This window comes from Kocuria sp. KH4 (genome assembly GCF_053711175.1).
The window spans coordinates 302496-314614 of the sequence record NZ_JBSJYX010000001.1 but is presented as its reverse complement, the minus strand read 5'-3'; the positions used below and the strand labels follow the sequence as shown (position 1 = coordinate 314614).

Annotated in this window: 13 protein-coding genes; 7 read left to right on the top strand and 6 right to left on the bottom strand. The window is 75.3% G+C overall.

Annotation, left to right across the window (positions count from 1 at the left end; translation table 11 throughout):
* Positions 1–47 precede the first annotated feature (47 nt).
* Together ACWCOM_RS01520 and ACWCOM_RS01515 are read left to right on the top strand one after the other, a co-directional pair.
* Positions 48–1493 carry an alanine/glycine:cation symporter family protein gene (locus ACWCOM_RS01520; protein WP_454546967.1) on the top strand — a complete coding sequence of 482 codons (1446 nt, stop codon included), beginning with the start codon at positions 48–50 and terminating at the stop codon, positions 1491–1493.
* Positions 1494–1571: 78 nt separating this feature from the next.
* Entirely contained in the window at positions 1572–2450 is an 879-nt protein-coding gene (locus ACWCOM_RS01515) for a D-hexose-6-phosphate mutarotase (RefSeq protein ID WP_454546966.1), read from the top strand.
* Between the two features lie 159 nt (positions 2451–2609).
* Here ACWCOM_RS01515 and ACWCOM_RS01510 read toward each other — a convergent pair whose 3' ends face one another.
* The gene (locus ACWCOM_RS01510; RefSeq protein WP_454546965.1) at positions 2610–3005 is read right to left on the bottom strand and encodes a hypothetical protein; all 396 of its coding nucleotides are present in this window, start codon (positions 3003–3005) and stop codon (positions 2610–2612) included.
* 188 nt (positions 3006–3193) lie between these two features.
* Between ACWCOM_RS01510 and ACWCOM_RS01505 the strand changes: the two genes are divergently transcribed.
* Together ACWCOM_RS01505 and ACWCOM_RS01500 are read left to right on the top strand one after the other, a co-directional pair.
* Complete coding sequence (locus ACWCOM_RS01505; protein WP_454546964.1) at positions 3194–3973, top strand: type 1 glutamine amidotransferase domain-containing protein; 780 nt, start codon at positions 3194–3196, stop codon at positions 3971–3973.
* A 373-nt stretch (positions 3974–4346) separates the two neighbouring features.
* Positions 4347–5891: a DEAD/DEAH box helicase gene (locus tag ACWCOM_RS01500; protein WP_454546963.1), complete on the top strand. Its 1545-nt coding sequence runs from the start codon at positions 4347–4349 to the stop codon at positions 5889–5891.
* Between the two features lie 105 nt (positions 5892–5996).
* Here ACWCOM_RS01500 and ACWCOM_RS01495 read toward each other — a convergent pair whose 3' ends face one another.
* Positions 5997–6656, bottom strand: a complete 660-nt coding sequence (locus ACWCOM_RS01495) for an HAD family hydrolase (RefSeq protein WP_454546962.1) — start codon at positions 6654–6656, stop codon at positions 5997–5999.
* A complete protein-coding gene (locus ACWCOM_RS01490; protein WP_454546961.1) occupies positions 6653–7366 on the bottom strand; it encodes an HAD-IA family hydrolase in 714 nt (237 codons plus the stop codon). Before ACWCOM_RS01490 ends, ACWCOM_RS01495 begins: the two co-directional genes overlap by 4 nt.
* A gap of 210 nt (positions 7367–7576) precedes the next feature.
* Between ACWCOM_RS01490 and ACWCOM_RS01485 the strand changes: the two genes are divergently transcribed.
* Together ACWCOM_RS01485 and ACWCOM_RS01480 are read left to right on the top strand one after the other, a co-directional pair.
* Entirely contained in the window at positions 7577–8776 is a 1200-nt protein-coding gene (locus ACWCOM_RS01485; protein ID WP_454546960.1) for an MFS transporter, read from the top strand.
* A 9-nt stretch (positions 8777–8785) separates the two neighbouring features.
* Positions 8786–9337, top strand: a complete 552-nt coding sequence (locus ACWCOM_RS01480; protein ID WP_454546959.1) for a DinB family protein — start codon at positions 8786–8788, stop codon at positions 9335–9337.
* A gap of 15 nt (positions 9338–9352) precedes the next feature.
* On the opposite strand, the gene ACWCOM_RS01475 is transcribed toward ACWCOM_RS01480, so the two are convergent.
* Complete coding sequence (locus ACWCOM_RS01475) at positions 9353–9781, bottom strand: VOC family protein (RefSeq protein WP_454546958.1); 429 nt, start codon at positions 9779–9781, stop codon at positions 9353–9355.
* 277 nt (positions 9782–10058) lie between these two features.
* Between ACWCOM_RS01475 and ACWCOM_RS01470 the strand changes: the two genes are divergently transcribed.
* Positions 10059–10637, top strand: coding sequence for a CDP-alcohol phosphatidyltransferase family protein (locus ACWCOM_RS01470; RefSeq protein ID WP_454546957.1), 579 nt, complete (start codon positions 10059–10061; stop codon positions 10635–10637).
* A 38-nt stretch (positions 10638–10675) separates the two neighbouring features.
* Here ACWCOM_RS01470 and ppgK read toward each other — a convergent pair whose 3' ends face one another.
* Entirely contained in the window at positions 10676–11506 is an 831-nt protein-coding gene (gene ppgK, locus ACWCOM_RS01465) for a polyphosphate--glucose phosphotransferase (protein WP_454546956.1), read from the bottom strand.
* Between the two features lie 198 nt (positions 11507–11704).
* Entirely contained in the window at positions 11705–12025 is a 321-nt protein-coding gene (locus tag ACWCOM_RS01460; protein ID WP_454546955.1) for a hypothetical protein, read from the bottom strand.
* Positions 12026–12119: the final 94 nt, after the last annotated feature.

Sequence of the window (12119 nt, the reverse complement as noted above, 5' to 3'; positions counted from 1 at the left end):
CGACCGGTTTTCTCCGGACCACCCACCCGACACCCACGGGAGAACACATGCTCCAATCCATCGAGACTGCCCTCGGCACGCTGGGCGGCATCATCTGGGGACCGTACGTCCTCATTCCCCTGCTGCTCCTCACCGGCCTGTACCTCACGGTCCGGCTGGGCGGGCTGCAGTTCCAACGGCTCGGATCCGCGCTGCGCCTGGCGCTGTTCGAGCGCAGGGACGAGGACGCCCGCGGCGGCGACGTCTCCCAGTTCCAGGCGCTGACCACGGCGCTCGCGGCGACCGTGGGCACCGGCAATATCGTGGGCGTGGCCACCGCGATCTCGATCGGCGGCCCCGGCGCGCTGTTCTGGATGTGGGTCACCGGCCTGCTCGGCATGGCGTCCAAGTACTCCGAGGCTTTCCTGGCGGTGCGGTTCCGCACCACGGACGCCAAGGGCGAGATCTCCGGCGGCCCGCAGTACTACCTGGAGCGGGGCATCCGCTCCGGCTTCGGCAAGTTCCTGGCGATCTTCTTCGCGATCGCCGCCGCCCTGGCCGCGTTCGGGATCGGCAACATGACGCAGGGCAACTCGATCGCCTCCAACGTCGAGAGCTCCTTCGGCGTGCCGACCTGGATCACCGGCGTGGTGCTCGCGGCCCTCACCCTGGCCGTGCTCGTGGGCGGCATCAAGTCCATCGGCAAGGTCACGGCGGGGTTCGTGCCGTTCATGATCCTGTTCTACGTGCTGGGCTCGCTGTTCATCCTGATCGTGAACGTCGCGGCCATCCCGCAGGCCGTCGTCCTGATCTTCACCGACGCCTTCACCGGCACGGCGGCCGTCGGCGGCTTCGCCGGGTCCGCCATCATGCTGGCCGTGCAGATGGGCGTGGCCCGCGGGATCTTCTCGAACGAGTCCGGCATGGGCTCGGCCGCGATCGCCGCGGCCGCCGCCCAGACCACCCACCCGGTCCGGCAGGGCCTGGTGTCCATGACGCAGACCTTCATCGACACCATCATCGTGGTCTCCTGCACCGGCCTGGTGCTCATCACCACGGGGGTGTGGGAGCAGGGCGCCGACTTCGCGGCCACCATGACCGGCGACGCGTTCAGCCAGGGCCTGCCCGGCCAGTGGGGGCACATCGTGGTCACCGTCGGCCTGGTCCTGTTCGCGTACTCCACGATCCTCGGCTGGGCGTACTACGGCGAGCGGTGCATGGAGCGGCTCTTCGGCGTGGCCGCGGTGATGCCCTACCGCGTGGTGTTCTCCGCGGTGGTCTTCGTGGGCTGCACGGTGCCGCTGGCCGTGGTCTGGAACTTCGCCGACGTCATGAACGGGCTGATGGCGATCCCCAACCTGCTGGGCCTGCTCATCCTCTCCGGCCTGATCGCCCGGGAGACCAAGCACTACCTGAAGCACGACCCCCGGCTGCGGGCCAACCGGCAGCAGATCGACGCGTTCATGGAGGGCCGCCCCGGGGCGATCGACTCCTACGAGCGCACCGGCGTCTGACGCACCGGCGCCCGACCCACCGGTGCCCGAGGGCCCGGCCTCCTGACGGTGGCCGGGCCCTCCGTCTAGCCTGAGGACATGAGCCGACTTCCCGACCCCCGCCCGTTCTCCTGCGCGGACGCCACCGGCGCGGTCTACGACCAGGGCGCCCACGTGACCGACTGGATCCCCCGGGGGCACGCCCCGGTGCTGTGGCTGTCCCCGAGCACGGCGCTGGAGACGGGCACCCCGGTGCGCGGCGGCGTCCCGATCTGCTTCCCGTGGTTCGCCGACGGGGCCGCGGGCGGGCGTGCGCCGAAGCACGGCTTCGCGCGCACGCTCCCGTGGCACGTGGAGTCGCGGGAGTCCTCGGACCACGAGGCCGTGGTCGTCTACCGGCTCACCGACGAGGACGTCACCGACCCGGCCCACCGCGAGGAGTTCCCGTACCGGTTCGAGGCGTACTACGTGGTGCGCTTCGGCACCGAGCTGTCCCTGGAGCTGAGCATCACGAACACCGACGACCGTCCCTTCGACGTCGAGGAGGCCCTGCACGCCTACCTGGTGGTCGGGGACGTGCGGAAGATCCGCGTGGAGGGCCTCGACGGCGCCGGCTACCGGGACAAGGTGCTGGACCGCGACGACTGCGTCCAGGAGGGCGCGCTGCGCCTCGAGGGCGAGACGGACCGCGTCTACCGCTCGGACGCGGAGGTCTCCGTGGTCGATCCCGTCCTGGGGCGGGTCCTGCGCATCCGCAAGGTGAACTCGCGCCACACCGTGGTGTGGAACCCGTGGGCGGAGCAGGCGGCCGCGATGCCGGACGTCGGCGCGGACGGCTGGACCGACTTCGTGTGCGTCGAGGGGGCCAACGTCCAGGGCGGGGCCGTGCACCTGGATCCGGACGATACCCACACCATGGGCTACCGGGTGGCGGTCGAGGCCACGGAGCAGGACCCGGGCGCGTCGTCCGTCGGATGAGCGCCGGTCCGCCGGCCGGCGCCGTCGGCGGGACCGCGGGGCTCCTCCTCCCTCAGGCGGCGGACGCCGCGCACCCGGCGTCCCCGGGCGGACATGCGACACGGGTGCCGCCCGTCCGGACGGACGGGCGGCACCCGTGGAGCTCCGCGGGAGCCGTGTCTACTTGGAGACCACCAGGGCCGCGGCGATCGCGGCCAGGAAGGCGTCCTTCGAGAGGCCGGTGCCGGCCTCGGAGGGACGGATGCCGTCCTCCTGGGTCATGGCCGGGTTGCGGAAGTACATCGCGAGCAGCCCGGCGGAGAACGCGCCGAGGGCCAGGCCCGCGAGGCGCTTGTTGACGAACGGCGTCAGCAGGGCGGCGCCGATGCCCATCTCGGAGTAGGCCACGAACTTGCCAAAGGTGTCGGCGTCCCACTCCTGGAACTGGGGGACACCGGTGGCGGCGAACTGCTGGAGCCCCGCGGCGGCCTCCGTGGGGAGGTCCTTCTTGCCGTAGCCGGACTGCAGCAGGTAGGCGCCGGAGACGCCGCGCAGGATCGCGTTGGAGAGGCTCATGGTCGGTCCTTTCGGGGAGTGGAACAGGGTCATTGAGTCGTCAATGACCCTATCAGGGGAGGCCCTGGTCCCACCGGGGAGGATCGGCCCGCAGCGGACAACCCGCCCCGGGGGGCCCGGCGGCGCCTAGGCTGGCGGTCCGCCCGCGGGACGCCCTCCGCGCCCCGCCACCCGACGGAAGGACAGACATGGACATCGAGACCATGAAGAAGGTTCTGCTCGTTCTCACCAGCCACGACACCCTCGGCGACACCGGGGAGCCCACCGGCTACTACGTCGGCGAGGCGGCCCACCCGTGGAAGGTCTTCCGCGACGCCGGATACGTCGTCGACTTCGCCTCGATCGCCGGCGGGCAGCCCCCGCAGGACGGCAGGGACGAGGACGACGAGGTCCAGCGGCAGTACCTCGAGGACGAGACCGTGCGCGCCTCCCTGTACAACACGCCGCGGATCGGCGTGGTCGACCCGGCCCAGTACGACGCCGTCTACCTCGTGGGCGGGCACGGCACCATGTGGGACTTCGCCGGCAACGCCGACCTGCAGGCGCTGGTGGCCGCGGTGCACGACGCCGGGGGGATCGTCGGCGCCGTCTGCCACGGGCCCGCCGGACTCGTCGACGTGGAGCTCTCCACCGGGCTGCGCATCGTCGAGGGGCGCCGGGTGGCCGCGTTCACCAACGCCGAGGAGGACGAGGTCGGCAAGTCCGACGTCGTCCCGTTCCTGCTCCAGGACAAGCTCGTCGAGCAGGGCGCGGACGTGCGCACGGCGCCGAACTGGACCGAGCACGTCGTCGTGGACGACCGCCTCGTCACGGGTCAGAACCCCCAGTCCGCGGCCGGCGTGGCCAAGGAGATGACCAAGCTCCTGACCGAGGTGGTGCGCGAGCAGAAGGCCGCCCTGGAGGCGGACTCCGCCGCGCTGCGCCAGGCGCGCGACGCCGAGAAGGCCGAGGCCGACGGCGAGGGCTGACCCCCGCCCGGGACCGGCGGGCGGCGCGCGGGGGACAGGCCCGGCCCTCCCGGTCCGGCCCGGCGGACACACAGCGCTGTAGTCGGGCGCGCCCGGCGCCTCCGCCGCGCCTGCCGCGACGGGGGCGCCGGGCGTGCCCTCCACCACATCCGGGCGGCGGCGCGGCGCCCGTGCTGTAGGGTGGGTGGTATTGCATATGGCACTGCTCCCCGTCCCCGGGTGAGCAGGCAGGCGTCGAGCACCCCGTTCTTCTTCCAGCGCGGCACCGTTCCAGACGGTCTCAGCCCGCTCGCAGGGGCTCCAGGAGTCATTCGGCGCAACCCGGCGCGCTACCCCCTTGCCGGGACATCCGATCGAAAGACGTAACCCCGTTTTGGCTACTTTCACCGACCTTGGCGTGCCCAAGGCCCTGTCCGCCGTCCTCGCCCAGCAGGGCATCGAGCAGGCGTTCCCCATCCAGGAGAAGACCCTCCCCGACTCGCTGGCCGGCCGCGACGTGCTCGGCCGCGGCCGCACCGGCTCCGGCAAGACCGTGGCGTTCGCGCTGCCCCTCGTGTCCCGGCTCGCCGGGCTGAGCGGCGACGGTGCCCGGGCGGCCCGCCGCCCCAACCGGCCCACCGGCCTGGTCCTGGCCCCGACCCGCGAGCTCGCCACGCAGATCGACCGCACCGTGGCACCGATCGCCGAGGCGGCCGGGCTGAGCACCACCGTGATCTTCGGCGGCGTCTCGCAGAAGAACCAGGAGAAGGCGCTGGCCAAGGGCGCCGACATCGTCATCGCCTGCCCCGGCCGGCTCGAGGACCTGCTGCAGCAGAACGTCCTCACGCTGGACGACGTCCGCGTGACGGTCATCGACGAGGCCGACCACATGGCCGACATGGGCTTCCTGCCCGTGGTCACCCGCATCCTCAAGCGCACCCCGCAGGGCGGGCAGCGGCTGCTGTTCTCCGCCACCCTCGACGGCGGCGTGGACAAGCTCGTCCGGCAGTTCCTGTCCAACCCGGTCAAGCACTCCGTGGACGCCCCGCAGGCGGCCGTGTCCACCATGGAGCACCACGTGCTCGTGGTCGACGCCGACGAGAAGCAGGAGCTCATCGAGACCTTGGCCTCCGGCACCGGGCGCCGCGTGATGTTCACGCGCACCAAGCACCGCGCCAAGAAGATGGCCCGCAAGCTCACCCAGATGGGCATCCCGGCCGTGGACCTGCACGGCAACCTCTCCCAGAACGCCCGTGACCGGAACCTGGCGCAGTTCTCCGCCGGTGACGTGCGGGTGCTCGTGGCCACCGACGTCGCCGCCCGCGGCGTGCACGTGGACGAGGTCGAGCTGGTCGTGCACATCGACCCGCCCACCGAGCACAAGTCCTACCTGCACCGCTCCGGGCGCACCGCCCGCGCCGGCGCCTCCGGCTCCGTGGTGACGGTGGCCACCAAGGAGGAGCGCCGCGAGGTCACCCAGCTGATGAAGGCCGCGGGCGTCACCGCCAACTTCGACACCGTGACCGTCGGCTCCGCGGCCGTGGCCGAGCTCGTGGGCGAGCGCGCCGAGAAGGTCGCCTACGTGCCGCAGCCCGTCCAGCCCCAGGGGCGCCCGGCGGGCGGTCAGCGCTCCGGCGCCGGCCGGTCCGGCGGCCGCTCCGGCGGCAACCGCGGCCGCGGCGGGCAGAACCGCTCCGAGCAGCCGCGCGGCGCCTCCCGCGACCAGCGCCCCGAGAACGGCGGGCGCGCCGGGTCCCGGCCGGGCAACGGCTCGGCCTCCCGCTCGGCGGCACCGGCGCGCTCGGCCGCGCCCACCCGCTCGGCCGCGCCCGCGTACTCCACCGAGTCCGCGCCGGACCGCGCGACGCAGGCCGCCGCCCGCCGCCGCACCCGCAGCCCCCGCCGGGCGTCCTCCCCGCAGGGGTCCGCGACCCGCTGAGCCGCCGCCCGGTGAGCGCCGGCACCGACCACGAGGGCCCGTCCCCGCCGTCCCGCAGTCCGCGGAGCGGCAGGGGACGGGCCCTCGTCGTCGTCGGGCGGCCCGTCAGACGGCCGGGGCCAGTCCGCGCAGGAACGCCAGGGTGACGTCGGTGTGGGCGTCCACGGGCACGAAGCCGGGCGCGGGCTCCACGGGCAGCTCCCCGGGCACCACGACCACCGGCATCCCGGCGGCCGCCGCGCTCGCGGCCCCGGTCTGCGAGTCCTCCACCGCCACGCACTGCGCGGGGTCCACGCCCAGCCGCCGGGCCGCGAGCAGATAGGGCTCCGGGTGCGGCTTGGCGTGCTCCACGTCCTCCTGGGACACGACCACCCGCAGCACCTCCGGGGCCCCGGACGCGGTGCCCTGCGCGACCACGGTCAGCGCGTTGGTCACGACGGCGCCGGGAATGCCGGCCCGCCCCAGCTCGTCGAGCAGCGCCCGCATGCCGGGCAGGAACGGGACCTCGCCCGCCAGGGAGTCGGCCACCTCCCGGCCGAGCTCCGCGGTGATGCCCTCCACGGTGCCCGCGGCCCCGCGCTCGACCATCAGCCGCGCCGAGGCCGGCACGGTCCGGCCCAGCGTGGCGTGGTCGTCCTCGGTGCTCCAGCCCACGCCGTAGCGGGCGGCCACCGCCCGCTTGGCCACGGCCCACTGGGGCTCCGAGTTCACGAGGGTGCCGTCGTGGTCGAAGAGCACGGCGGCGGGAAAGGCGGGGGAGCTCACGGGCGGGCCTCCTGGGCGGGGTGGAAGGGGGACGACGGGGAGTGGGGGTCCAGCGAGCGCAGCAGCTCCAGGGTCAGCTCCCGGTGGGAGCGCAGGTGCACCAGCCCGGGACCGGGCGCCACGTCCTTCTCCCCGGGCACGACCACCGTGGGCATGCCCGCGGCGACCCCGGCGGCCGCGCCCGCGGGGGAGTCCTCCACCACCACGCACCGCGCCGGGTCCACCCCGAGCCGCCGCGCCGCGGTGAGGTAGGCGTCCGGGTCCGGCTTGGGGCGCACGCCGCGGGCGTAGTCGTCGGTGCCCACGGTGGTCCGGACGAGGCCCGGCGGGGCCGCGGCGGCGGTGTGCCGGGCCAGCGCGGAGCTCGCGTTGGTGACGATCGCCGCGGGGATCCCCGCGTCCGCCAGCTCCGTGAGCAGCTCCCCGATCCCGTCGATGAAGCTCAGCTCCGTCCCCTCGAGCACCCGCACGCTGTGCTCGAAGATCGCCCGGAACATGGCGTCGTCGTCGAGCGGCACCCCGATCTGGCGCATGCGGTCGATCGTGGCGGCCACCGGGCGGCCCAGGGTGTCGTCGGTGTCCTGCGGGGTCCAGATCCGGCCGTGCTCGGCGGCGAGGTCCTGCTTGGCGCGGTCCCACAGGGGCTCGGTGTCGACGAGCGTCCCGTCGTGGTCGAAGAGGACGGCGTGCGGGAAACCGGGGGAGGACATGCGCCCCAGCCTACCGGCAGGCCCCGGCGCTCCCGGGGGCGGGCCGGCCGGAGCCGGCGGCCCGCATAGACTGGCGCGCGTGCCGCACGCCCTCGGACCGCTCCGCCCCGCCCGGGTGCTCTCCCGCGCGGCGGAGCGCCGACCCCGCCCGGGGTCTCCGGGCCCGGCCGCGGGCGGGGGCCTGGGCGGGGCCGCCGGCCGGCGGGGCCCGTGAGGCGGGCCGAGCGCCTGGCCGGGTCCTACGCGCAGATGCTGCGCCGGCCCTGGTCCCGGTCCCTGATGCTGCTCGGCCTGGCGGCCAAGCTGCCCACGGCGATGGTCTCGCTGGCCCTCGTCCTCAGCGTCGGCGCCGTGCACGGGCGCGAGCTGGCCGGCTGGTCCGCGGCGGTGCTCGCCCTGGCCCTCGCCGTGACCGGTCCCGCCCGTGGCCGGTGGGTGGACCGCTCGGGGCCGCGCACCGCGATGAGCGTCCTCGGCCCGGCGCAGGCCGCCGCCCTGCTGGGGCTCTGGGCCTCCCTGGCCGGGGCCCCCACGGCGGTGGTCCTGCTCTGCGCCGCCCTGACCGGCGCCCTCACCGCCCCGGGCACCTCGGTGCTGCGCAGCCTGTGGAGCATGCGCGCCCCGTCGGCGTCGTTCGGGCACGCGGCCCAGGCCTGGGAGTCCGTGACCCTGGACGTGGTCTTCGTCCTCGGCCCCGCCGCCGTGGCCGCCGTGGCGGGGTGGACGGCGCCCCGGCACGCGCTGCTGGTGGTCGCGGTGCTCGGGGCGGTCACGTCCGTGCTGCTGGCCCGCGCGGCGGGTGCCCACTGGCGGGTCCCGGTGGCCCCGGCGGAGCCGCACCCCCTGCCGCTGCGCCTGGTGCCCGTCGTCGCCCTCGCGGGCGGCAGCGTGGGAGCCATCACCACCGCGGAGATGGCCGCGGTGGGGGTCGCCGCGGAGGCCGGGCGGGAGGCCCAGGCGGGGCTGCTCGTGGCCCTGCTCTCGGCGGGCTCGATCCTCGGCGGGCTCGTCTACGGGCGCACCGACCCGCCCGGCTCGCGGATCGCCCACATCCACGCGGCGGCGGCCGTGTGGGTGCTGGGCTGCCTGCTCGGGGCGTGGCGCGGCGGGCTCGTGTGGTCCGCGGTGGCGCTGGGCGTGGCGGGGCTGGGCCTGGCGGTCGTCATCACCGCGCAGTACGGCCTCGCCGCGGCCCGGGCGCCGGAGAGCCGGCGGACCGAGGTGTACTCGTGGATGGCCACCGCCGGGCAGATTGGTGCGGCGGTGGGGGCGGCAGGCTCCGGCTACCTGGACGGGCGGCAGTCCTTCCTGCTCAGCGCGGCCCTGATGGCCGTCGCCTCCGCGCTGGCCGCGGTCTCGGGGCTGCCCCGTCCGCGGCGGGTCCTCGCCCGGCGCCGGGGCCCCGGGTAGATTGGCCGCATGACCGCCGAGCGCCCCGAGGCCCCCGACATCTCCCCGGTTCCGCCCGAGACCAGGGACTGGAGCGTGGTCGTCGACCGGGGCTGCGCCGAGTGCGGCTTCGACCCGCACCTGGACGTTGCCGCGACCGGGGAGCGGGTGCGGGACACGGTCGACCGGTGGGTCGCCGTCCTCGGGCGGACCCGGCCCGCCGAGCGGCCGCGCCCGGGCACATGGTCCCCGCTCGAGTACGCGTGCCACGTCCGGGACCTCAGCCGGGTCTTCCGCGAGCGCGTGCGCCTCATGCTCGACGAGGAGGACCCAGTGCTCCCCGACTGGGACCAGGACGCCGTCGCGGTCCAGGAGCGCTATAACGAGCAGGACCCGTACGAGGTCTCCGGGGAGATCGCCCAGGAGCTGCGGGCCACGGCGGACGCCTTCGACGCGGTGTCGGGGGAGCAGTGGGCCCGGACGGGCCGCCGTGGGGACGGCGCGGAGTTCACCGTGGGGTCCCTGGCGGTGTACTTCCGGCACGACGTCGAGCACCACCTGCGCGCCGACGTCCGCGGCTGAGTGTCCCGGCCGGGCTCAGCCCAGGTGGACGGTGCCGTCGTCGTCGATCCGCCATCCGGGGTTGTGCGCGATCTCCCACACGACGCCGTTCGGGTCCGCCACGTGGGCGTGGAAGACACCCCCGAAGGACCCGCGGCGCGGGCTCGTGAGCACGGTCCCGCCGGCCTCCGTCATCGCCGCGACGGCCGCGCGCACCTCGTCCTCGCCGTCCACGTTGTGCGCGAGCGTCACGCCCTGCGCGGACGGCGTCCCCGTGCGGCCGAGGTCCCGGGCGAAGGACGCGGCGTCGAACAGGCCCAGGACCGTGCCGGGGGCGGTCTGGAAGAAGAGGATCTCCCCGGGGACGTCCAGCAGCGGCTCCCAGCCCAGACCGTGCACGTAGAACCGCCGCGCGGCGTCGAGGTCCGGGGTGGCCAGGGTGACGAAGTGCACGCGCGGGTCCACGGCGATCTCCTCGGGGTCCGGGGCACGGCCCGGGGCGGGCCCCGCCTCACGCGCCCAGCGTAGCCCGCGGCCGCCCCCGGCGGCAGGTCCCCGCGGCCCCGCAGGACGGAGGGCACCGGGTCTAGGACCCGGTGGACGACGACGTCGCCGATCGCTCCGCAGGCCCGGCCGGAGGCGGGGCGGTGCTGCCGTGCCGGCACCGCGACGGGCTACCCTCGGAAGCAGCGGGGGCGGGCCCGGCCCGCCCGTGCGCGGCGACGGACGGACGGGAGGCCGGATGGCACAGCACCAGGATGAGGTGGAGCCCGCGGAGTCGCCGTACTACCACCGCGTGGTCACGGTGCCCAACGCGGTCTCGGCGGTGCGCTTCGCCCTCATCGTTCCCGCGGTGCTCGCCGTGCTGGACATCGACGAGCGGCCGGTCCGGGCGCTGGTCCTGGTGGCGCTCTTCTCCCTGACCGACTGGGTCGACGGCACCCTGGCCCGGGCGCTGCGGCAGCGCAGCCGGGTCGGGGAGGTGATGGACCCCATCGCGGACCGGCTGGGGACCGTGGCGATCGCGGTGGCCGCGAGCGTCGTCGGGCTCTTCCCCTGGTGGGTCCTGGTGGTCGTCGCGGTGGTGGACGTGGTGGTGGGCGTCGCCACGCTGGTGCACGGGTCCCTCGGCGCGCTGCGGGTCACCACGGCCGGGAAGGCCAAGACGGCCCTGCTCATGGTCGGGACCGTGCTCGTGCTGGCGGGCCCGGCGTGGTCCAGCCCCGGGGTCACCGACGTGGGACGGGTCCTGGTCCAGGTCGCCGCGGTCCTGCACGCCCTGGCGGGGATCCAGTACTTCCGCCAGGCCCTCCGGCGCTAGCCCTCCGGCACCGGCCCTGCGGTCCCGACCCCGTGGCGCTAGCCCTCGGGCGGCGGCAGCGTCAGATAGGCGTGGCGGGCGGCGCCGATGACGCCGGCCGCGTCCCGCAGCTCCGCCGGCACCACGCGCGTGTCCAGGCGCAGCCGCGGGAGGAACAGGTCGTGCTGGGCGGAGACGGCGCCGCCGACGATGATCAGGTCCGGCGAGAAGAGGAACTCCAGGTGGGCCAGGTACTCCTGGACACGCTCGGCGTAGCCGGGCCAGTCCAGTCCGTCGCGCTCGCGGGCCAGGGCGGAGGCGCGCACCTCGGCGTCCACGCCCCGCAGCTCCAGGTGGCCCAGCTCGAGGTTGGGCACCAGCTTCCCGTCCACGATCAGCGCGGAGCCGATGCCGGTGCCCAGGGTGATGAGCAGGACGGTGCCGGTGCTCCCTCGGCCGGCGCCGTAGCGGACCTCGGCGAGCCCCGCGGCGTCGGCGTCGTTGATGACCTGCACGGTGCGGCCCAGCCGCCCCGTGAGGAAGCGGCGGACGTCCAGCCCGATCCAGGCGTCGTCGATGTTCGCCGCGGAGCACGCCACGCCCCGCCGGAGGATCGTGGGCAGCGCCACCCCCACGCTGGCCTCAGGGTCCGGTGCGCTCGGCGTCCCGGACAGCTCCGCCACGGCGAGCTCGAGCTGCGCGGCGACGGCCTCCGGGGTGGCGGGCTCCGGTGTGGGGCGCTGGAGCACCGGGGTGGTCAGCGCACCGTCGGCCATGTCCACGGTGGAGTACGTGATCCGGGTGCCGCTGACGTCCACGCCGATGTGGTGCCGGTGCAGCGTCGACCAGCCGGTCGAGGCGGGGGCGGAACGGGGCGAGGGGCGGACCATCCGACCTCCTGGGGTCGAGGGGGGGGCACAGGGCGGCGACGGACCGTGCCGACCGGTTCGACGCGATCCAGCGGGGGCCGCCGGCGTGGCGGCACCCGGCCCATTCTGCCACCGCCGCCGCACGACGCCCGGGCGGGCCCCGGGTGGCCCGTGGCGTTCCCGGGCCGCCGGGGCCCGGGGTCCCGGTCCCTGCGGCCCTCAGCCGAGCGGTCCGGTGCCCGGCCTCCGGCCGGTGCCGGGTGAGCCGGCGTCGCCCCGGGAGCCCCGGAGCTCCCAGGAGAAGGGTGCCCGGGGGGCGGTCGTGCCGCCGGCCAGCTCGTTGACCGCGCAGGTGATCAGGTCCCGGTGTCCCGGGGGCAGCTCCAGGCACTCGTGCAGGTACGCCTCGACCTCCAGGGCGCCGACCTCACCGCCGAGCTCGAAGTACTGCCACCACAGCTGGTCCGTCGCCAGGCCGGCCTGCTCGGCCGCCCGGCGGGCCAGGCGCGCCTGCACGGCTGCGGCGGTGTCGTCGTGCATGGAACCCCCTGGGGTGCGGTCGCGGTGGCGACGGTCCCGGGTCGGGCGCGACGCCGCGCAGCGGTCCGGACCGTCCCGGCGGCGGTGCGGTGGC